The organism is Prochlorococcus marinus XMU1419, from assembly GCF_017695955.1.
GTDB classification, from domain to species: domain Bacteria; phylum Cyanobacteriota; class Cyanobacteriia; order PCC-6307; family Cyanobiaceae; genus Prochlorococcus_A; species Prochlorococcus_A marinus_AD.
This window is the reverse complement of the sequence record NZ_JAAORO010000002.1, coordinates 259,229-281,266: the sequence shown is the minus strand read 5'-3', so window position 1 is coordinate 281,266 and position 22,038 is coordinate 259,229. Positions and strand designations below refer to the sequence as shown.

General features: G+C 28.7%; 24 protein-coding genes. 11 read left to right on the top strand and 13 right to left on the bottom strand.

The genetic code is table 11. The features are described from left to right. Positions 1-35: 35 nt before the first annotated feature. The 6 genes from dapB to HA151_RS05120 are packed head-to-tail and all read left to right on the top strand — an operon-like array spanning position 36 to position 4,057. Positions 36-884, top strand: a complete 849-nt coding sequence (gene dapB / locus HA151_RS05145) for a 4-hydroxy-tetrahydrodipicolinate reductase (RefSeq protein ID WP_209106421.1) — start codon at positions 36-38, stop codon at positions 882-884. Between the two features lies 1 nt (position 885). Continuing rightward, complete coding sequence (locus HA151_RS05140) at positions 886-1,527, top strand: hypothetical protein (RefSeq protein ID WP_209106420.1); 642 nt, start codon at positions 886-888, stop codon at positions 1,525-1,527. A gap of 19 nt (positions 1,528-1,546) precedes the next feature. Continuing rightward, a complete protein-coding gene (locus tag HA151_RS05135; RefSeq protein WP_209106419.1) occupies positions 1,547-2,701 on the top strand; it encodes an FAD-dependent monooxygenase in 1,155 nt (384 codons plus the stop codon). A 5-nt stretch (positions 2,702-2,706) separates the two neighbouring features. Beyond that, entirely contained in the window at positions 2,707-2,904 is a 198-nt protein-coding gene (locus HA151_RS05130) for a DUF2949 domain-containing protein (RefSeq protein WP_209106418.1), read from the top strand. Between the two features lie 21 nt (positions 2,905-2,925). After that, a complete protein-coding gene (locus HA151_RS05125) occupies positions 2,926-3,468 on the top strand; it encodes a DUF3038 domain-containing protein (protein WP_348535621.1) in 543 nt (180 codons plus the stop codon). A gap of 4 nt (positions 3,469-3,472) precedes the next feature. Then, a complete protein-coding gene (locus HA151_RS05120) occupies positions 3,473-4,057 on the top strand; it encodes a DUF4335 domain-containing protein (protein WP_209106417.1) in 585 nt (194 codons plus the stop codon). Positions 4,058-4,516: 459 nt separating this feature from the next. On the opposite strand, the gene HA151_RS05115 is transcribed toward HA151_RS05120, so the two are convergent. After that, positions 4,517-4,678 carry a hypothetical protein gene (locus tag HA151_RS05115; protein ID WP_209106416.1) on the bottom strand — a complete coding sequence of 54 codons (162 nt, stop codon included), beginning with the start codon at positions 4,676-4,678 and terminating at the stop codon, positions 4,517-4,519. Positions 4,679-4,750: 72 nt separating this feature from the next. After that, the gene (mfd, locus tag HA151_RS05110) at positions 4,751-8,263 is read right to left on the bottom strand and encodes a transcription-repair coupling factor (RefSeq protein WP_209106415.1); all 3,513 of its coding nucleotides are present in this window, start codon (positions 8,261-8,263) and stop codon (positions 4,751-4,753) included. A gap of 74 nt (positions 8,264-8,337) precedes the next feature. On the opposite strand from mfd, the gene HA151_RS05105 reads away from it, so the two are divergent. Beyond that, complete coding sequence (locus tag HA151_RS05105; protein ID WP_209106414.1) at positions 8,338-9,048, top strand: TerC family protein; 711 nt, start codon at positions 8,338-8,340, stop codon at positions 9,046-9,048. On the opposite strand, the gene fmt is transcribed toward HA151_RS05105, so the two are convergent. From fmt to HA151_RS05055, 10 genes are all read right to left on the bottom strand, one after another. After that, positions 9,045-10,031, bottom strand: coding sequence for a methionyl-tRNA formyltransferase (fmt, locus tag HA151_RS05100; RefSeq protein WP_209106413.1), 987 nt, complete (start codon positions 10,029-10,031; stop codon positions 9,045-9,047). The genes HA151_RS05105 and fmt overlap by 4 nt on opposite strands. Continuing rightward, a complete protein-coding gene (locus HA151_RS05095; protein ID WP_209106412.1) occupies positions 10,028-11,380 on the bottom strand; it encodes a TldD/PmbA family protein in 1,353 nt (450 codons plus the stop codon). Before HA151_RS05095 ends, fmt begins: the two co-directional genes overlap by 4 nt. A gap of 3 nt (positions 11,381-11,383) precedes the next feature. Continuing rightward, positions 11,384-12,805 (bottom strand): TldD/PmbA family protein, encoded by a 1,422-nt coding sequence (locus HA151_RS05090; RefSeq protein ID WP_209106411.1) that lies wholly within the window; start codon positions 12,803-12,805, stop codon positions 11,384-11,386. Positions 12,806-12,836: 31 nt separating this feature from the next. Further along, positions 12,837-14,009 carry a magnesium-protoporphyrin IX monomethyl ester (oxidative) cyclase gene (acsF, locus tag HA151_RS05085; protein ID WP_209106410.1) on the bottom strand — a complete coding sequence of 391 codons (1,173 nt, stop codon included), beginning with the start codon at positions 14,007-14,009 and terminating at the stop codon, positions 12,837-12,839. A gap of 80 nt (positions 14,010-14,089) precedes the next feature. Next, positions 14,090-14,656: a DUF2996 domain-containing protein gene (locus HA151_RS05080; protein WP_209106409.1), complete on the bottom strand. Its 567-nt coding sequence runs from the start codon at positions 14,654-14,656 to the stop codon at positions 14,090-14,092. Positions 14,657-14,716: 60 nt separating this feature from the next. Next, entirely contained in the window at positions 14,717-15,160 is a 444-nt protein-coding gene (locus HA151_RS09395) for a hypothetical protein (RefSeq protein ID WP_209106408.1), read from the bottom strand. 66 nt (positions 15,161-15,226) lie between these two features. Continuing rightward, on the bottom strand, positions 15,227-17,449 hold the full coding sequence (locus HA151_RS05070) for an RNB domain-containing ribonuclease (RefSeq protein WP_209106407.1): 2,223 nt from the start codon (positions 17,447-17,449) through the stop codon (positions 15,227-15,229). Between the two features lie 72 nt (positions 17,450-17,521). Continuing rightward, positions 17,522-17,833, bottom strand: a complete 312-nt coding sequence (locus tag HA151_RS05065; protein ID WP_209106406.1) for a TMEM165/GDT1 family protein — start codon at positions 17,831-17,833, stop codon at positions 17,522-17,524. After that, the gene (locus HA151_RS05060) at positions 17,834-18,160 is read right to left on the bottom strand and encodes a TMEM165/GDT1 family protein (RefSeq protein ID WP_209106405.1); all 327 of its coding nucleotides are present in this window, start codon (positions 18,158-18,160) and stop codon (positions 17,834-17,836) included. It lies immediately after the preceding gene. Next, positions 18,157-18,504 carry a YkgJ family cysteine cluster protein gene (locus HA151_RS05055; RefSeq protein ID WP_209106404.1) on the bottom strand — a complete coding sequence of 116 codons (348 nt, stop codon included), beginning with the start codon at positions 18,502-18,504 and terminating at the stop codon, positions 18,157-18,159. Before HA151_RS05055 ends, HA151_RS05060 begins: the two co-directional genes overlap by 4 nt. A gap of 82 nt (positions 18,505-18,586) precedes the next feature. Between HA151_RS05055 and psb30 the strand changes: the two genes are divergently transcribed. From psb30 to HA151_RS05040, 3 genes are read left to right on the top strand one after another with little or no spacing between them, the layout of a single operon-like run. Then, positions 18,587-18,664 carry a photosystem II reaction center protein Ycf12/Psb30 gene (psb30, locus tag HA151_RS09390; protein WP_144010216.1) on the top strand — a complete coding sequence of 26 codons (78 nt, stop codon included), beginning with the start codon at positions 18,587-18,589 and terminating at the stop codon, positions 18,662-18,664. A gap of 15 nt (positions 18,665-18,679) precedes the next feature. Then, on the top strand, positions 18,680-19,441 hold the full coding sequence (locus tag HA151_RS05045) for an HAD-IA family hydrolase (RefSeq protein WP_209106403.1): 762 nt from the start codon (positions 18,680-18,682) through the stop codon (positions 19,439-19,441). Then, positions 19,428-19,754 carry a DUF565 domain-containing protein gene (locus HA151_RS05040; RefSeq protein ID WP_209106402.1) on the top strand — a complete coding sequence of 109 codons (327 nt, stop codon included), beginning with the start codon at positions 19,428-19,430 and terminating at the stop codon, positions 19,752-19,754. The genes HA151_RS05045 and HA151_RS05040 overlap by 14 nt, the downstream gene beginning before the upstream one ends. 3 nt (positions 19,755-19,757) lie before the next feature. On the opposite strand, the gene rpmF is transcribed toward HA151_RS05040, so the two are convergent. Then, positions 19,758-19,928 (bottom strand): 50S ribosomal protein L32, encoded by a 171-nt coding sequence (gene rpmF / locus HA151_RS05035; protein ID WP_209106401.1) that lies wholly within the window; start codon positions 19,926-19,928, stop codon positions 19,758-19,760. A 131-nt stretch (positions 19,929-20,059) separates the two neighbouring features. Here rpmF and ftsH point away from each other — a divergent pair, with 131 nt between their 5' ends. After that, on the top strand, positions 20,060-21,814 hold the full coding sequence (gene ftsH, locus HA151_RS05030) for an ATP-dependent zinc metalloprotease FtsH (protein WP_209106400.1): 1,755 nt from the start codon (positions 20,060-20,062) through the stop codon (positions 21,812-21,814). Positions 21,815-22,038: the final 224 nt, after the last annotated feature.

Here is a 22,038-nt window from a genome sequence, read left to right as displayed (position 1 = left end):
GTGTAACAACCTTTAAAAAAAATTTTTTAACAAAAATGACTGAAAATTCTCAAAAACCTATACCAGTACTAGTATCCGGAGCTTTAGGCAGAATGGGTAGCGAAGTTGTGAATACAGTATTAAATTCCACAGATTGTGAACTTGTTGCAGCAATTGACATAAATGAAAAGAACAATGGTTCAAATATTTCTGAATTATTAAAGGTAAAAAATTGTGATATTTTTGTTTCTAACGATTTTGAAGGAACTTTATGTTCTGTTAGCCAAAATTATAGAAATAAAAATATAAAACCTGTTCTTGTTGATTTTACTCATCCTAATTCTGTATATGAAAATACCAGATCAGCTATCGCCTACGGTATTTCACCAGTGGTCGGAACCACAGGACTTTCTTCTTCGCAAATAAAAGACTTGTCTGTTTTTGCTCAGAAGGCATCTGTTGGTTGTGCAATAATTCCTAATTTTTCAGTAGGGATGGTTCTTCTTCAGCAGGCAGCATCTGTAGCTGCAAGATTTTATGACAATATTGAATTAATAGAGATGCATCATAATCAAAAAGCTGATTCCCCTAGTGGTACTTGTATAAAAACTGCAGAAATGATTGAAGAGTACCCAAAAAAATTTAATCAGAATTTAGTAAAAGAGTCTGAGTCATTGAAAGGTGTGCGGGGAGGTCTCAGAGATTCAGGAATTAATATACATTCTGTACGATTACCAGGGTTATTAGCACATCAATTAGTAATTATGGGATCTCCAGGTGAAACTTATACAATTAAGCATGACACTATTGATAGAAAGGCATATATGCCAGGTGTTCTACAGGCTATTAAAAAAATAGGTAGTTATGAAACTTTAATTTACGGACTTGAAAAATTGATTTTCTAAAATGCTCATTCCAATTAATTCAAATCAAGTTTCAAAACTTATTCCTGCGGTAGGTACCGGAAGTCAATTTAAATATGCTTTGGGTAATCCAAGAAAAATTCTTCAAAGAGTAATAGTTTCTTCAATTGGTGGATTTATCTCATTAATCATTAGTTCGACTGGAGATCAAACAAATAATTTCTGGTTATTGCTTTGTGTAGCTTTCTTTTTGTATATAATCTGGGGACCTATTCTTGAATCAAGTAGAAAAAATTTGCAATTAAGAAAATATAAATTTTTTTCTATATTTGATGGTTATGTATCAGATATATATAAAACAGAAAAGATTGAAAGTTCAAGAGAACAATCTAATAGGCAAGGTAGATTAGAAGTTATCGAAAACAAAAGGACTTGGTTAGTACTTGAATTAGAAGATGAAGATGGTTATTTAGAAAAGTTAAGTTTTCCTATGGAAAATAAGCATAGTCTAATTAGAGTGGGTTCGAGTATCAGATGTTTATTAACATCTAATAACCGCAATTTTGACAGAGATTTATATTTGACCGATGCTTGGCTTCCAGAAATTAATTTATGGGTAGGTGAGTATCCCTATTTATTAAGACCAGCATTTGAGGAAATTTGCTATATTTATTTGAATAGATAGTTGATATTTATATTATGTGATGAAAAAAAAATTAAATTTTAAAATTGTTGGTTCGGGTCCAACGGGTTTATTACTTTCAATTGCACTTTCAAAATTTGATTGCAATATTTTTTTAACTGATTTATTAACAAAAGATAGATTAATTGATAAAGATAGAACTTATGCAATTACTCACTCAACAAGAAAAATCTTATCAAAATTCAGACTTTGGGAAAAATTAAAACCATTCTTATTTGGCTTTGATACCCTTTCAATTTCAGATAGCATAACTTCTGCTAAAACCAACTTATCAATTTCTGATTTAGATGATGATATAAGTTCTGCTGAAAATATTGGCTGGGTAGTTAAACATTCAGATCTTATGAAAGTATTTTTTCAAGAGATTGATAATTATGAAAATATTTTTTTTATGACGCCACAGATATTGTTACGTAAAAAAATATTATTTGATTATCAATTCCTTTCAACAGGGGCAAATTCACTTGATAAAAAATTGGTTGATTTTGTAGATATAAAAAAATCTTATAATCAATCTTGTTTAACTTTTAAAGTTTCTCTAAGAGGTAATTGTGAAAAGCGTGCTTATGAAATTTTCCGAAAAGAAGGTCCACTTGCATTATTACCCTTAGGAAAAAACTTATATCAAGTAATTTGGACCTCTAGTACATTAAAGGCTGTTGAAAGGTTAAATTCTGATAAGAATTTTCTAATGGATAATTTATCAACCATCTTGCCTGATGAATTTAAGTTAGATCAAATTATTGGAGAATTTAATATTTTCCCTGTTTCGTTAACCTTAAATTTACCAGTTTTAAATTTTAAAAAATTAGTTTTTGTAGGGGATGCATTTCATACTTTTCATCCTGTGGGTGGTCAGGGTCTTAATACTTGTTGGAGAGATGTTAATACTATTTTTGATCTTTTTAATAAAAATTTTGCTACTACCAAGATGCATTTGATCTTATTTAAATTTAAGTATTTTACAAGCAGGATTTTAGATATCGTAATTACTATTTTTATAACTGATTCTTTGATTTCAATTTTTGCAAATAGGAACATTTTTTTATTTCCAATAAGAAAATTTTCATTTTTACTTTTAAATAAATTTCTATTAATAAGAAAATTAGTTCTTAATCAAATGACTAAATCACTCATTTACTCAAGAATTAAATAATATTCATGAATAATTATGTATCTAAAGAGATGATAATTTTTTTAATAAATGAAATAGGTTTAGATGAGTCATCAATTGAACTTGGTATTAAGTTATCTTCGAAAAATAACACCCCATTGCCAATCTTATTATGGAGTTATGGAATACTAACTATTGAAGAACTTGATAAGTTATATTCATTTTTATTTCAAAATATCGAATAATAATTCTGTTATAATCATTTCATATTTTCAACAAGAACTATTACTGTTTTAAATAAAGGAAATCAGATATCAAGACAATCGATAGAAAAGCTTGATTTATTATTATTGATTCTAGAAACTATTGATTTAAATGGTATTCAATCACTTTACGCCTTTTCAAATAGACTTAATCTAAATGAATTTTTTCCTAATAAAGTTTCAATTTGGAAAATAAGGAATAATAATCCATTGAGAAAATCTTATGTTAAAAACAATATTAAACTTGATGAATTTGATGCCTTAATTAAAATCACCGCTGAAATGTCTAGATATCTTTATCCTTATATCAGAGAGATTCTTAAATCTAAAGAAGATCTAAAAAAGAATTCAGTTATTTGGAATGATTTTAATAAGAGATTTATTGAGCTTATTAATGAAAGGTTTAACATAGAAAGTATGAGGGTTAAAAAGCTTATAAATCAAGCAGAAAATGATGAAATTATTATTAAATCTTTGTTTACCTTATCCCTTTGTATCTCAAATCAGGGTTATCAAAAGTTGAAGTTTTTTTTATTCGATTATTAATAATATGCAAAATAAATTATCATTTCATCAATCTTCTGTAAGTCTCGAAATTATCGGATTGCCAGATTATTCAAATAATGAAAATAAAGACCAAATATCAATAATTTCTCAATGGAAACTAAATATAATTGATAAACCACTCATCGAAGGGAAAATTGAGCATTTAAGGCCTATAATGAATGCCTTTTATATTTATTCAAATCTTTTAATCAAAAACGAAATCCCAAAATATGAGTCTAAATTAATTGATATAAAAGCTGATAATCTCCATATTCATAATATTGTTCTCAAGAGTTCTAAACCAAATGTAAAACCATTAACTTTAAAGATTGGTAATTCATTGTTGTCAGATACAATAAATTGTTTTGATCAGTTAAATGAATCATCAAAAATCAATATAAGAAATGGTTGCGTTTCTAATAATTTTTCAAAAAAAATAAAATTTAGATTAAATAAAGTGAAATTTTTTAGATTCTTTATGCCTCCATTTATTGCAATTTGTTCTTTATTTCTATTCTCTTCAACTTTAATTTATTTTTATAATCCTGCAGAAGATAAAGAAAAAAATGAATTAATAAATCAAAAATAAATACCTAATAGCATCTTAAATATAAACACGATAGTATAGGTTAATTTCTTATATGAATTATCATTATTTGTTCATTTAATTTTAGTTTATGGCAGATCTAAACATCCCAAAATTAAATATGAAATCTGATAAATATATTTTCAAAAAAAAATTAAGTTTAAGAAGAAAAACAAAAAAAAGACTTTTTATTGAATCTGCTTTTATGTTAATTACGAGTCTTTTTTTAATTTATATAAATTATTTAATACCTAAAAAGAATTTCCTTATACAAAATTTACCCTCTACATTAAAAAAATCTTTTATTTTGTTAAATAATCTTCTTGCAAATTTATCTGAAGTATTGTTGGTGATTTTTATTTTTATTTCTTATTTTGTTATATTAATTTTATTAATAGGTTCTTTATACAGAATTTTTAGGATTACCAACAAAAAGACCAGAATAATTGATTACAAATGATTTCAAATTGGTTGCATTAATCCACCACTTCCTGAATCAGAGTCATCATCATCATTTTCTGTTTCTTCTCCAAATAAAGCGAATACACCAACTAATACTGAAGACAATATAATTGACAAGGGTATAATTGAATTTTGTATTCCAACATCTATATATTCACCCATAAGTTAATTAAATTTTTACAAACCTAACCGAAATTGGACTCTTTCGCGAATTTTAAATAATTTTTTAATAATTTAATTTTTTTTGATATTGAGATCTTTGTCAAAATTTTTTATTTCTTGAACAAAAGACTCAAACCAGAACATTAATTGATCAATTTGATTCTGAATTTCAGTAACTCCTATACCCCTTATAGTTATTATCGAAAACTGTTCCCTTTCATCAAAATTAAATTTATTTTGAACACTAGTTGACAATGAGTTTTTTAGAATTTTAAAAGTAGAGTTTTTTAATTTAGTCTCTATTAAGATGTTTGGCTTTTTAAGTTTGATCTTATTAAAACCACATTTTTTAGCGAGTAATTTTAGTTTCATTAACATAATCAATGACTCAACAGGTTTGGGTAAGGAACCATATCTATTTACCCAGTCTGTAGCTAATTCAGTTAATTCATTATTATTTGAGCATTCAGTAGCAGATTTATAAGCCTCAAGTTTTTCTTCCCTGTTTACTATCCATGTTGCAGGTATAAATGCATTTATTGGAAGATCAATTTGTGTATCGGTAACTTCTGGTATTTCTTGCCCACTTATTTCTGAAATAGCCTCATGGAGCATTTCTATGTATAAATCATATCCAATAGCATTAACCTTTCCACTTTGTTCTTCTCCTAGTAAGCTTCCAACTCCTCTTATTTCCATATCTTTCATTGCGAGTTGGTATCCACTTCCTAGTTCCGAGAAATCTTTTATCGCTTTCAATCTTTGTTTTGCAGCATCATTGATTTTATTAATATTTGGATAGAATAACCATGCATGTGCTTGTATTCCGCTTCTACCCACTCTTCCTCTAAGTTGGTAAAGCTGAGAAAGTCCAAATTTGTGAGAATCTTCAATAATTATCGTATTAACATTAGGAATGTCTAATCCACTCTCAATTATTGTTGTACATACCATAAGATCAACTTCTCCATTGTTAAAAGCGATCATTGCATTTTCAAGATCTGTCTCGTTCATTTGTCCATGAGCAACAATAATTTTTAAGATTGGAAACATATTTTTTAATTTATTTACAGCTTGATCAATATCAGAAATTCTTGGAAGAACATAAAATATTTGACCACCCCTATCAAGTTCTTGGTTAATCGCAGTTCTTATTACATCCATATCTATTTCAGATAAATATGTTTTAATTGATCTTCTTGATGGAGGAGGAGTATTTAGTAAACTCATTTGTCTCAGTCCAGATAAGCTCATATAAAGAGTTCTTGGGATTGGAGTTGCCGATAGAGTTAAAACGTCTAAGTTGGTTTTTATTTTTTTAATTTTCTCCTTATGCCTTACTCCAAATCTTTGTTCTTCATCAATAACAAGTAGTCCTAAATTATCTATTTCAATTTCTTTTCCTAATATTTGGTGCGTTGCTACTACTAAATCAATTTTTTGATTTTTTAATCCTTCATAGATTTCCTTTCTCTCATTAACAGTTTTGAATCTATTAAGTAATGAAACTTTTATTGGGTAAGGTGAAAATCTATTATGTATTGTTCTCCAATGTTGCTGAGCTAGGATTGTTGTAGGTGCTAGTAAAATTACCTGCTTGCCTGATGTAATAGCCTTAAAAATAGCCCTTACAGCCACCTCTGTTTTGCCAAATCCTACATCTCCACAAACTAACCTATCCATTGGCTTATCACTTTCCATATCAGATTTTATTTCTTTTACAGCAGTAATTTGATCTGGTGTTGGTTGATAGGGGAATGATTCCTCCAATTCATCTTGCCAAGGACCATCTGCTGGATATATATGACCCTTAAGTTTCTCTCTTTTTGCATAAAGTTTTAAAATATCGAAAGCAACTTTTTTGATTTGTTTCTTATTTTTATCTTTTATCCTTTCCCATTCCGTCCCTCCTAATTTGTTAATTTTTGGCTTTATTTTTCCGCTTGCTCTATATCTGTTGATACTCCCAAGTTGATCAGCGGCAACACTTATTTTCCCATCTTGATACTGAATGACTAAATAATCTCTTGAATCTCCAGTTATATTTATTTTTTCTATTTTTAAAAATTTTCCTATTCCATGATTTTTATGAACTATGTAATCACCTGGACTAATCTTATTAACATTTATATTTGAATTAATACTTCTTTTTTTTCTTCTTATGAATACATTATTAAAGAGTGATTGTTGTGAAAATAATTCTTTATCTGTTATGAGAACAATTTTCCATATCGGTAGATAAAAACCCTCTATTTCATAATTATTCTTATTTTTTACAATTAATGGAGTCGAATTATTAATTGACTTCGATGCTTCATCAATATCATAAGGATTATTTAAAAAGTTTGTATTACATTCATGTTCAAAAAGTAAAGTTCTAGTTCGTAATGGCTGGGCTGATAATATCCAAACTTTTTCTTTGTTATTTATATTTTTGTTTATATCAATAGATAATTTCCCTATATTCTTAGAGTATGAATTAATTCTTTTATCGTTTAATAAAAACCTATTATTAATATTATTTTTAGTTTCAAATTCATGAAATTTTATTAAATTAAAATTTTTCAGTGAATTTAATATTTTGTCAAACTTTAAATGCAAATTTGGTTTAGCCTTCCGATTAATACCGTTATTTTTAAGGTTTTCATTTAATTCAAAGGCACAATTATCAAAATTACTTTCTGAATCTAGATACCAATTATTTGCGAATTTTTCACAATCTTCTGATTCATCAATTACGAGAATTGTTTCCTTATTTATAAAATCTATTATATTTGAGGGCTCTTTTTCTATTATTCCCAAATAACGATCAAGATTATTTTTATTTGTATCTTCTGAATTAAAAATTCTGTTCTTAGATAAATTATTTAACTTATCTTTTATTAGTAAATCTAATCCAGCCTGTATTATTTCAATATTGTTGATACTCTCAAGGGTTTTTTGTGTATTTGGATCATATTCTCTTATTTTCTCAATAACATTATCAAAAAATTCTAATCTTATAGGTAACTCATTATTTACAGGATAAATATCTACTATTTCTCCTCTCCTACTCCAGAACCCTTCTGTAGAGGTGACATCTTCCTTTTTATAGCCTAGTAAAGTAAGTTTATTTGCTAATTCTTGAATTTCAATTCGAATTCCTTTTTGCAAATCTAACTTGTTTTCAATTAATAAATTTTTATTTATTAGATGTGGTTGAAGTGATCTCTCTGTTGATATGACAATATTAAGTTCTTTTCTCTCTTTTTTTATTAATTTGGCTAAAACAGTGAGCTGAGTAAATTCAATCTCCTTAGATTTATTAATTGATGAGTATGGAAGATGCTCTGTGGGTGGATAATATAAAACTTCTTTATCATTTATGCTTTCAAAATAACCAATCCATTTATAGGCAATTTCTATATTTGGACAAATTAATAATATATTTTTATTTTCTTTTTTTGATATGCTATCTAAGATTATTGATTTTGCATATCTACTTGAACCAATAATATTTAATTCTCTATTTTTTGAAACTCTTTTAATTAATTCATAAGTAATTTGTGAGTTTGAAATATAATTAATTAAAGTATTTAAACTCATTTATAATTATCAATCTTGATTACGAATAACCGACATATTATATTAGATTTTATAATGTTTGTGAATAATATTTGATGGATTCAGCCGCAATAAATTCTTTTATACCCACACTAGATCAGGTGGATAGTTGGTATGAAATCTTTACACTTTTGCCAATATTAATTGCGCTAGAATTATTATTATCGGCTGATAATGCTGTCGCACTAGCTTCTCTTACTAAATCACTCAACAGTTCGGAATTAAGGTCAAGAGCCTTAAATATTGGTATAACAATATCTTTATTATTTAGAATTATTCTCATCATATTATCTAATGTTCTTCTCAAGTTTATTCTTATTAGGATTTTTGCTGGTTTTTATTTAATATACTTATTCTTATCTAATGTTTTTTTTAAATCAGATATAGAAAATCATGAAAATGGCAATGATAATTTTAAAAATAATTTTAGATTCTTAAGGGTTGTAGCACTTCTTTCAATTACTGATTTTGCATTTTCTATAGATAGTATTACTACTGCAGTGGCTATCAGCGATCAATATATATTAATTATATTTGGAGCAGTAATTGGGGTATTAGCATTAAGATTTACTTCGGGAATTTTTCTAAAACTTCTGGATATATTTTCTAGATTAGAAACAGCCGGTTATGTAGCAATTTTAATTGTTGGGATTAAGCTTTTGCTAAATACGTTAATAAAGGAGTCTATACTTCCAGACTATTATTTTTATATTTTGATTCTCTTTGCTTTTATTTGGGGATTTTCTAAAAAAGAACCTAAAACTTAATCTGAGAGATATTCACCTACTGTTGGCTTCAACTGTTGTATCAATTGATTTTTGCTAGATATGTTTTTGCCTTCAAGTTTTGCTTCTAATAAAACAATCGGATTAGTTTTAGTTGAAATTATTATTCCTTCATTTTCTATGACAGCGAGAATAATACCTGGTTTTGAATAATTGCTCGTGAAAAGGTATTTTTCTTTTTTAATATCATCATTACTTAAAACTTTGATTTTAATTATTTTTAGGTTCTTACCTCTAAAAGTTGTATATGCTCGTGGGTATAATGCTTTTATTTTTTGAGAAATTTTATATGCCTCATTAATCCAAACCACTTTATAGTCTGATTTTTCAATCATTCTTGCGTAAGTAATTTCTCTTCCAAGGGTATTTTGTTTTGTTAATTTATAATTAGTATTTTTATTAATATTTTCTTCTAGTAAAGATGCAGCATTTAAAAATAATTTTGCCGATAAAATACTAAGTTTTTCCTTTAGTGTATTTAAATTATCGTCATTATCGATTTTAATTTTTTCTTCCAATAATAAGTCCCCAGTATCTAGTCCCTCGTTCATTTTCATAATTCCTACACCAGTAAATTCATCGCCTTCTATTAGGGACCATTGGATTGGAGCAGCACCACGCCATCTCGGAAGTAATGAAGCATGTGCGTTCCAACAACCAAATTTTGGGATTTCCAATATCTCTTTGGGTAAAATTTTCCCGTAAGCTATAACAATAAATAAATCACAAGATAGTGATTTAAGTTCATTTATAAATTGTATATTGTCCCTGATTTTTGCTGGAGTATAAATTTTTAAAGATTCTTGCTCGGCAAAGCTTTTAACAGGAGAGGATATTAATTTATTTCCTCTAGATCTTTTCTTATCCGGCTGGCTAACCACTGCAATTACCTCGTGATTAGATTTAATAAAAATATCAAGGCTCGCAATTGAATATTCAGGTGTTCCCCAGAATATAATTCTCACGCGTCACCAGTTATTGATAATTGATCTACCCATATATGTGGAGAAATACCACTTGTTGTTACCTCTTGGCTTGATTCGATATTTACTATATTTTTCAAAAGATATTTGATATCCCCTGCTACAGTAGCAGATTCTATTGAGATTTTTTTACCGTTCTTATAGAGCCATCCATCAAATGGAAGAGAAAATGAACCTTGACTTGCTCTGACACCTGCATGGATTGCATTTAATTCTTCAATATAGACAAATTCTCCCTCATAAGTAGAGTGGTCTAATGATATTTTTAGATCAGAGTTTTTTTCTGATTTCTCAACTACTATCCAATCAGGAGAAACTGAGACTTTTGATCCTAGTCCAGCGTGGCCTGTAGGGATTGTTTTAAATATTCTTGCAGTTGATTCAGAATGTATAAAATTTTCAATTCTCCCTTTATTAATTAAACATAGTCTTTTGGTAGGAGTTCCCTCTCCATCAAATGGTGATGAAGAAATATTCTTTTCATGAAGACCATCATCATAAATATTAAGAGCTTCTGTAGATAGCTTCTCTCCAATAGAATTTTTATTAGATAAGCTAACTCCATCTAAAATGCTTCTAGCATTAAACATTGAACTAAAGGCATTAATGATCGTTAAAAAGGACTCTGGGGAAAAACATATTAAATATTTATCAGTTTTAATAGATGAATAATTTAAATGAGAAATTGTTTTATTGGAGGCGTCTCTAATACACGACTCTATATCTATATCTTCAACTCCATATCCCAGTTTTACAGAACCTGAGCTACGAGGCTTCTTATTTTTCTCTTCTGCTCTTGCATATAAATAAAGTGCAGCTTGACTTTTGGTATAACTCCGAAAGGCACCATCGCTATTTGCATAAACTCTCTCAAAAAAACTTTCAGATAGACCATTATATGGAACAGATTTTATAGATTCATGGCTTTCTAATAACTTTACTTCCGCTTTTCTTAAAATCGTAAGTAACTTTTTAATTCCAACAGGATTTCTTTTTTTTGCATCCTTAACTTCAATAGGATCCTTGGCTAGTGGTGAGAATTCTGTTCTTTCATTCTTGTTGCCAAAATCAGATGCTATATTTGCTTGATTTAGAGCCTTTTTAATCCCAGATTCACTGATATCACTAGTTGTTGTAATACCAACTAAATTAGACTCGTTCCAGACTCTTAAAGTTAAAATTTGCTTTTGTGATGCCTTAAGTTGTTTAGCCTCTCCTTTATCTACTTGCACAGAATAATCATTAGAAAAGCTTGCTCCATAATCCCATTTTTTAAGATTTAGGAAATTTGCTGCTTTGGAAATTTGAGTTGTAATTTCTCTTGAATTCATGTCCTATCTTCCGCCAACAGTGATTGAATCAACCTTAATATGAGGTTGGCCAACAGTTACGTTGACACTTCCACTAATGGATCCACAGAATCCAGGAGCCAATTCGAGATCATTTCCGCACATTGATATTTTTGGCATAACTTCTTTAGCCTCACCGATCAATGTTGCTCCCTTTACTGGACTAGTTAATTTTCCATTTTTAATAAGATATCCTTCTTCTACCGCAAAATTAAATTGTCCTGTAGCACCTACACTGCCACCACCCATAGATTTGCAGTAAAGACCTTCACTAATACTATTGATTAAATCCTCTTTCGAGTGCTCACCTTTAGCTATATATGTATTTCTCATTCTAGAAGCTGCAGCAAAAGAATAATTTTGTCTTCTTCCACTTCCTGTTCTTTTATGGCCAGTTCTTAATTCACCTGCCCTGTCGGATATGAATTTTTTTAAAATTCCATCTTTTATAAGAACTGATTTTTCGGGTTCCATACCTTCATCATCTACTGATAATGAACCAAAGGATCCTTCTGATATCCCTTCATCAATTGCTGTTACAGATTCATGTGCAATTTTTTCATTCAATTTATTATCAAATGGTGTTGTTCCTCTCTCTATTTGAGTGGTTTCAAGTAAATGACCGCAGGCTTCATGAAATATAACGCCACCAAATTTATTAGCTAATACAACAGGCATTTGTCCTGCATCAACATAATCTGCATATAACATGTTCATTGAACTTTCAAACACATCATTAGCTGCTTTTTCGTAATCCCATAATCTGAATTCATTAGGCATTCCTGACGATCCAAATCTTCTACTTCCACTAGATCTATATTGGGCATCACTTGCAATTACGTTGAGTCCAACTGTTTGATGCAATCTAATATCTGAGACATAAGTTCCGTCACTGGAGGCTATAATTACTTCTTGCAGATTTCTTGAGTAACTTCCTTTTCTAGTTATTATTTTATTATTTTTTTTTAAAGACTTCGTGCTGACTAGTAGTTTTTCACTTATCTCATGAATGGATGGGACTTCATTAATCCATTTTTTCTTGGATAAACTATAGTCCCTATGTTTATTTAAACCGTTAAATACTTCTCTTGTGTTGTCTGTTATGTCTAACATCTCAATAGCCTGAGATACTGATCTCATCAAGCCATGCTTTGTTAAATCATTTGTACTTACAAATCCATCCTTTTTCCCCTTGAAGATTCTGATGCCAGCACCCCTCCCAAATGATGGACTTACACTTGTAATAAAATCTTCCTCAGCTAAGACGCTTGAATTGTCGGTATTCTCTATAAATATTTCTACAAAATCAGCACCAAGTCCAATGCCGTAGAAAATAATTTCTTCTAATAAATCTTTATTGCAACTACCAAAAACGATTTCATTTGATTGAATTTGTGATGAAAGCATATGAGTCTATAAATCTTCTCTGTATTAAAGATTATCTAATCGCGGGTTGGAAATCTTTGCTATCAAGAGGTTTCAATAAGTATAGTCTTAATAACTGGTAACCGTTTGATAAATATTTAGGTAATTTTTTAAAAATTTTTGATACTTTATTTCCATCACTGTTTGCAATATCGGAAAGAACCTTATTATTTTCTACTATTTTATCTAATCTTCCATAAAAAGATTTATCATAAACGTCCATTACAACAGGGAAAACTCTAGCTGCAGTTTCATTAGTTTTATTAATAACAAATTGGTCGTAATCTCTGGCATCTAAACCTAAAGAACTGTAGAAATCTTTTTTAATTCCCAAATCCCTTGCATACATAGTTGCAAATACAGCTAATAGAAAGAACCTAGACCATAACTTGGATGTTAATGGAAGATTATTCAAAAAATATCTAAACCTATGAAAGTAGTCAAATAATGGGTGTGTAAAAGTAGAGCCGCCAATGGTAATTTTTTTGCTTAAAGATTTAACAGTACGTGGCTGTGCTTTCATTAATGCGTCAAAGAAATCCCCATGTCTATTTTCATCTTGACACCAATTTTCAAAGTAATTAAATAGCGGAAAAATTTTGCTATCAGGGTTCTTTTCGAGATGCCTATAGATTGCTATGTATCTCCAATAACCTATTTTTTCTGATAAATAAGTAGCGTAAAAAATACTTCTTGGAGGGAAATAAGTGTAATCTTTATTGGCTGTTAAGAAACCTAAATCTAACTGAAGTCCAAAGTCACTCATTGATTTATTTAAAAAACCTGCATGTCTTGCTTCATCTCTAGCCATATGAGCAAAACATTCAGCAAGTAAAGGGTTTTTGACTTTAATTCTCTTACTAAGTTCCTTATAAAGTAAAAAACCTGAAAATTCTGAAGTACAACTTCCCTCTAGAAAATCAACAAAAAGCTCTCTTGTCTCAGGATCTAATTTTTCTGCAGCGCCTTCAAATTCACTATTTCTTACAAAATGATGTCTATTGTAGTCTTTCCTAAATTCCTCACATATAGCTTCCAGTTCCTCCTCGTTTATTGATAAATCCATATTTTCCATGGCCTCAAAGTCTGTTGTATAGAATCTTGGGGACAAAATTGTTTCTTTTGCTGGTATCTTTCCATTATTAATGTCTTTTTTATTTTTTGAATCAACAGTTGATTGAGCCATTTTTTATTCGTCTTATTAATACTATTATTTACTATGATTTGTATTTTCGAGGGAAAAGTTAACTTGGTGTTATTGTTTTTTTAATTAACTCCTATTAACTTTTGCCCATTCAATCTTTGAAGTACTCTTGAAATAATTAATTTTAGGGTAATTCTTTTTTCGTCAATAAGAAAAGATTCAATAATACTTGGTTTTTGATTAGGTTTTGATAAAGAAATACTTTTTAATGAACTAATGTCATCCTTCTCAAAGGATAGCCAAAAGTTACATGTATCTTTAATTTCACAATTTATTACCCAACATTTATCTCCAGCAATAGGTCTATTTGTGTTAGTGAGGTTAATATTGTTTATTTCTAATCCTCTTTGATTAATTTCTTCAGTAAGTGAAGGAATTAGGTGTATGTTAATAAATTCTTGGAAAGGCTTTTTCTCTACTGGAAGTTCTTTTTTAGGTTTTGTTATAGGTTTTTCGGGAGTATTAATTTCATTTTTTATAACAACTTTATTAGCAGAATTACCATTATTTATATCCATATTTATAACTTTTTCTGGTTTAGATCCTTTTATTTCCTCAGAGTTTGGTTTAGTAGTGTTGTCAGATATTTCTTCATTTACTTTGTTATTTTTGTCTAAATTTTCTTCCATAAAAAAAACTATTTATTCCATTATAAATTAAAAAAAACATTTTTTAATTAATTTATTTTTCTACCAATCATTATCATCATTATCCCAGTCATCTTTGATATCTTGATTTGAATAACTTTGATCTTTTTTTAAATTATTTTCATTCATATTTTTGACTACTCTATAATTAACAGAAATTGTTGGTTGAGTTTCTCTAATATCCCTTTGTGGCGGCATCTCAACATTTGGTTCCATTTCTCCCTCATTATTATTAGATACAAAATCATCTTCCACATTTTCGAAAGTTTTTTTTCTGAAACTATTACTAGTAATTGTTGAATTCAATAAAGTGCTTACAAATAAACCAGAAAAAAACGAAATACTGATTAACTTACCTATACTTACTTCTTGGAGGGTCCATTTAAAGTATCTAAATGAAGTCTTTTGATTATTATTTGTATATAATAAAATCTGAAAAATAATTATTAAAAAAAGAGTTAAAAGTAAATATTTTTTCTTAAACATAATTATAAAAAGTTATCTTAAATTTTTTTGGTTAGTATTTCCATAATATATTTTGTGAAAATTTATTTATGTTAATTCTAAATCAATTTGATATTTAAGAATATCGACTTTTATTATTTTTACTTCTATTGGATCTCCAACTTTATATGATTTTTTAGATTTTCTTCCAATCAATAGATTTTGCCTAGATCTGTATTCATACCAATCATTATTAAGAGTGCTTACGTGTACTAAACCCTCTACATTTAGTTCTGATATTTCAACAAAGAACCCATATGTTTGCACTGATAAAATAAAACCACTATAAATATTACCTAGTAATTTTTCTGCTTTTCTTACTTTTTTTATATTTATCATATTAGATTTATATTGGTTAACTTTGTACTTGAATTCATTAAGTTTATCTATTACAAACTTGTTAAATAATATTTCTAGATTTTTTGAAATTGATGAATTAAATATATCCCAATTTACTAATTCTAATGAATTACTATCAGATATATTAATTTCATTTGTATTATTTTTCTTTGATTTCTTACCATTTATTATCATATTAAAAATACAGTACTGATTTATAATATTTGTGAAGTCAAATCCAGGAATTGTCCATGGAGAAATAAATAATTTTTCTGATTCATCATTATCAGGATCTTTAGATGTCAAACTTATTTCATTGTCCTTAAATTCATTAATTAATAGTTTATGTAAGATTCTTTTTTTATTATCGTCGTCACATAATTTAATTACTTGACTAAATGTCAAATTGCCATCTTCATTAAGCTCTACATCATTTTCAATAAATTCTGAATATTTGATAATTTCATTAGCATTAACGTAATCTATTCCATTTGAGATGTATCCTGCACTTTTTAAGCCATATTGATTTGAATGTTTGAACCATATTAAATTAGCTTCATATAGTATTGGTGAAAGGTAAGTTTGGCAATCTTCTTTATTTAGTGATTCAAAATATCCTCTTGAATACTCAGCTGGATTGTGAATAAAAAATTCTTCTAGTGCATCAATCTTATTCAGTGGTGCAGGAATTTCCACCTTACCTTTCAAAAGATGGTTTTCTCTGAATGAACATGAAATTTCTAGTATTTTATCTAAATCGTTGACATATTCCTTTATAGGTTTTAATACTCGAGAGGTTATTCTTGATTTGCTTTTTCTAGATAGAAGCGCGTCAGTATGATCACTTCCAACAATAAGAGTGCATTTTACTAAAGTAAGATGAAATGACCAATCAATTATTTCATTATCACTATTTAAATTGACACAGAGGCTTATTGCTTCGTTCTTTTCGCCAAATTTAAATTCAGATTCATTTCTTATGGCTTCACCAAGGTAGTTTTGCCAATCATTTAATAAGGGAAATGATTCAAAGCCTTTGAATAATATTTCTAGAGATTTTTTACTATTTAGATCTATTCTTTCTGCAAGATTATTTGTATGTATCCATAATTTAGTATTTTTATTTTTTCCCTGCTCTATTTGAATCATTGGGAGTATTGGAGAATTATTAGAATTCCAACTTTTGAATAAATAAGAGTTTTTATCTGTAAGGTCTATCCTCTCCCTTTGTTCTATTTTTTTTGATTCAATATTATTTAAATCGTATGATTTAACGATATTGCTTTTAGATAAAACAAAGTCTGTATCGTAGTCTTCATTATTGTTTAGTTTTAGTTCTTGTATCACATGACCTAGTCCTTCTTCTTGACCTATGGGGAATCTATCAATCTCAACTTTTACTATATTCTTATTGTCAGGATTGAAAGTGTATTTTTTATTCCCTTTTGGAAGTTTAATTTTAGAAAGGATCCTATCGTCTATTGGGATTGCATATACATCATTGTTTATTATTTCTACTTTAGAAAGAAGTATTTGATTTGATCTTTCAAGAATACAATCAACTATTCCTTCAGGTGATCTTCTTCTATATCCCTCTTTTATTATCCTTACTAAAACTTTATCTCCATTCCATGCATAGTTAAGTAGATTTTCTTTAATGTAGATATCTTCTTTGTCTTTTCCTCTTACAGCAAAGCAATAGCCTTTGCTACTACACCTTATTTTTGCGACAAGATGATCATTATCCTTTATGCAGGTATATTCATCATTTTCATTTTTATTAATTATTTCAAGTTTTTCTAGCGCTGTTAAAGCAATATCTAATTTATCCTTATCAGATTTCTTTGTTATTTTTAATAATCTGCATAATTTTTTATATTCTAACCCTTCTGACTGATTAAGATTATCAATTATTGAAGATGATGTGAACATGATCTAAATGAAATTATAAATTAATTTATGGTTATACCCTTCATTATGACACCTTATTATCAAAGCTTAAAACTAATTATTTTCTTTCTCTTCTTTTTCTTCTTTTTCGATGTTGAAAGAGTTGATAAAAAGCTTTAAACCAATGATGAAAAATGTTATGGACGCTATTGACTTAAGAACTACTTCGGGTAAAACACTTGAAATAGAACCACCTGTTAAAGCTCCTAGTAAACTTGCAAAAACAAGTGCTGAAGAAGATCCTAGAAAAACTGCTAATGGTTTATTTGAAGTACCACTTATAGTTAAAGTAGCTAATTGAGTTTTGTCACCCAATTCAGCTATGAAAACGGTAAGAAATGTTGATAGTAATAAACTTAAAACCATTTATAAATAATTTTTGAATGTTTCATAAGCTAAAAATATACTTATAAATATCATTAAAGTACCAGTAGATAAAGCAAATTTGCGAGGAGATATTTTTTTTGATACCCATTTACCAATAAGAACTCCAACTATGCTAGAGCTTATTAATGCTATAGAACTTCCAAGAAAAACAATTATTGGCCTGCCCGATTCGGCAGAAAGCATTAATGTGGCTATCTGAGTTTTATCGCCAAGTTCAGCAATAAAAATTGTTGTAAAAGTAGTTATAAATATTGAAAAAAAACTTTTTTCTAGATTTTTTTCTTTTTTTTCTAATTTACTATTCATTTTCCTGAAACAGCAATTCTAAAAGTTTTCATCTCTTTACTTTGGTATCCATAATTTGATGAAATATGTTGTTTACAGCAATCTATTAAAAATTTATCACCAGATTTCAAATATCCTTTAAATGAAGTTGAAAATTCACTTACACGGCAAAAATGTGGTCTGGTGTCATAAATTAAGCATTTTTTATTTTCTCTGTCCAGGTTTTTACACCAACCGTCTTTAGCTGTCATCGAATTTATCAAAGCTATATCTTCTTTATTAAGTTTGTTAGCCAAATCGCTTCTTTCGTTCAAGTCGAATTTACAACAAGCTCCACAATTTTCTATACATGTCCATGATTTCATAATTTAATTCAATCTTGTAACGTATCAGTACAGTTTCGTAATTTATTTGTAAAAATAGTATCACAAAACATATTAATTAATCATGGCAACACTTATTCCTTTAGCTGTAGTTGCGTTGGCAGGACCAGCAATAATTGCTCTTGTATTTTACCGTAAATAAAAGAAATTCTTTTTGGTGGCTTATCTGGAGGGTGTTTATTGGGATTTAGATGGTACCATCGCAAATACTGAATTAGAGGCCCATTTACCTGCTTTTAATAATGCATTTAATGACCTTGGTATTGATTGGAATTGGGATGCTAATACATATATAAAACTTCTGAAGATAAATGGGGGTAAAAATAGGATTGCTTATTACGCTAAATCTAATAATGATAATTTCTCAGAAGATTTAATACTCAAAATTCATGAAACAAAGCAGTTTCATTATTTAGAAATTATAAAAACAAATTGCGTTAGTTTGAAAACTGGTGTTTTTAGATTAATAAATGAATTACATAGAAAAAAAGTAAGACAATTTATTGTTACTTCAAGTTCAAGAATTCAAGTCAATCTACTTGTTGATTATCTTTTTAATGGCTTCAAACCTTTTGAGTTTATTATTTCAAGCGAAGACGTTGAATTAAAGAAACCAAATCCATTACCATATTTAAAGGCAATTCAATTAAGTGGCATAAACAAAAAAAACTCAATTGTTTTTGAAGATTCTAATCCAGGATTGAAATCTTCCTTAGCAGCTAACTTGCCAACAATTTTTGTTCCTTCAAATATCCCAATTGTTCTTGAGGAAAATATTAAATTAGATTGTATTTTAGACAGTCTTGGTGATCAGAATAATGTGGCAAATGTAATTAAAGGACCTAAACTAAAAAAATCATATATTGACTATAACTTTCTAAGTGATTATTTAGTGTCTTTTAGTAATGCAAAAAACTAATTTTTCAAGAATTACCTACCAGCTAAATAATTTATTTTTTGGTTTTCTAAGTGATACTTGGAGAACAAAATCTATTAGTCTAATTTCTGTTTTGACAGGTTATTTTTTGTTCGCAAATTTTATTACAAAATTTATATCTGAAGGTAAAAATGAATTGATAATGGTCCCAATAATTATTTTTTTTATTGAAATCATTATAAGAATTAAACCTGCCGCAAGTTCAAAATTTTTTTATCTATGGACCGTAATTGATAAATTAAGAATTGGTGCGATTTATGCCGTTATACTTGAAGCATTTAAATTAGGATCTTAAAAGCTACTCTTCTTCTTCTTCATCAATAGGGTAAACAAATCCTTGAGCTTTGCCAGTTAAAACTGATTTACCTAAAGATATAGCTTTTTGAGCTGCTATTGCTGCTTTTCCTTTCCAAACAGCATGCCTTTGGTTCCTTTTGCTTTTTGATTTTTTCTTCTTTGGTACAGCCATTCTGTTTCTTTATTTCCATATAATAATATAACCCTTAACTGGTTATCTCCAAAACTTTTGAGTATATTTTGTTTATATACGTCAATTTTTTAAATAAGCATATATGCTTTATTAATCACTTATAAAGATTAGTGTTTAGATCAAAATTCTCATATTCAGATTCTAAATCGAGTTATTCGGATCTTCTAGAAGATATAGAGACGGGAAAAATAGAATCAATATTTTTCTATCCAAGGCAGAGAGAAATTGATGTTCTGTATAAAAATGGCGAAAAATTTAAAATACCTATCCTTTATAACGATCAATTAATCCTTGAAAAGGCTACTGAAAATAAGGTAGATCTAACTATTAACAATAGTAGAAAAGAAGCCTCAGCTGCTAATTCATTTGCTTCAATAAGTCTTTTCCTGATTTTTATATTAGCTATAGTCTTAATCTTGAGGAGTACATCAAAATTGGCTTCCAGAGCTTTTGGTTTTACCAAAAATCAAGCTAAATTTGTAACTATTGATGATGTAGAAACGAGATTCGATGATGTAGCTGGCGTCCCTGAAGCCGCTGAGGAATTAAAAGAGGTAATAACATTTTTGAAAGAACCAAAGAAATTAGAAAATCTTGGAGCAAAAGTCCCTAAGGGAGTTCTTCTAATAGGCCCACCAGGAACAGGTAAAACATTATTAGCTAAAGCAATCGCTGGTGAATCAGGAGTGCCTTTTCTCTCAATATCGGCATCAGAGTTTGTAGAACTTTTTGTTGGGGTTGGAGCAAGCCGAGTTCGTGATCTGTTCTCTAAGGCTAAGGAAAAATCTCCTTGTATCATTTTCATTGATGAAATTGATTCCATTGGTAGGCAAAGAGGGTCTGGGATCGGAGGTGGAAATGATGAAAGAGAACAAACCCTTAATCAGCTTCTAACTGAATTAGATGGTTTTGCTGATAATTCTGGGATTATTGTTTTAGCAGCAACAAATAGACCAGATATTTTGGATGCAGCATTATTAAGACCAGGTAGATTTGATAGGAAAATTGAAGTAATGCTTCCAGATTTAGATGGAAGAAAAAAAATTCTTTCAGTTCACTCACTTTCCAAACCACTTTCAAGCGAAGTTAACTTAGGATATTGGGCTTCTAGAACAGTTGGATTTTCGGGAGCAGATCTTGCAAACTTGATGAACGAGAGTGCCATTCACTGTGCAAGAGACGAATCTAAATTAATCAGTGATCTTCATATAGAAAATGCTCTTGATAAAATCACTATTGGCCTGAGAAGCTCATTAATAACTTCTCCTAATATGAAAAAAATTATTGCTTATAACGAAGTAGGTAGAGCAATTGTTTCTGCTGTGAGAAATGGAATTGATTCAGTTGATAAAATTACGATTTTACCTAGATCTGGATCTATAGGAGGTTATACAAAAATATGCCCTGACGAAGATGTAATTTCTAGTGGATTGATTTCTAAAAAATTATTATTTTCAAAAATTGAAATTGCTTTAGCTGGAAGAGCAGCAGAAACGATAGTTTTTGGTGAAGGTGAAATCACACAATGCTCAATAAATGATATCTCCTATGCGACAAATATCGTAAGGGAAATGGTTACAAAATATGGATTTTCAATTATTGGTCCAATTTCGATGGATTCTAATAATAATGAAATGTATTTAGGAGATGGGTTATTTAGAAGAAAGCCTCTCATAGCAGAAAATACCAGTTCTAGAATAGATAATGAAATCATAAATATTTCTAAAATTTCGTTAAATAATTCAATAAAAATATTGAAAAAAAATAGAGTCTTACTAGATAAATTAGTTGATATACTTTTAAATCAAGAAACTATAGATAAAAAAGTTTTTAAATTAACAACTTCTAAATTGTTGAAAGTTTGATTTAATTGCTTTAAATTAAAAAAAATATTTTCTTGATAATTAAAAACAATACAACGAATTTATTAGTTACACTTTCATTTTTACTTATTCTTCCATTTGTACAAAAACAATGGTTTAATTTGTATTCACTCAATATTAATGATATTTCCTTTTATTCAATCCTTTACTATTTGAGCGGTGCAATATGTCCATCTTTGGTGTATATAAACTCTTTAAAAAATTAT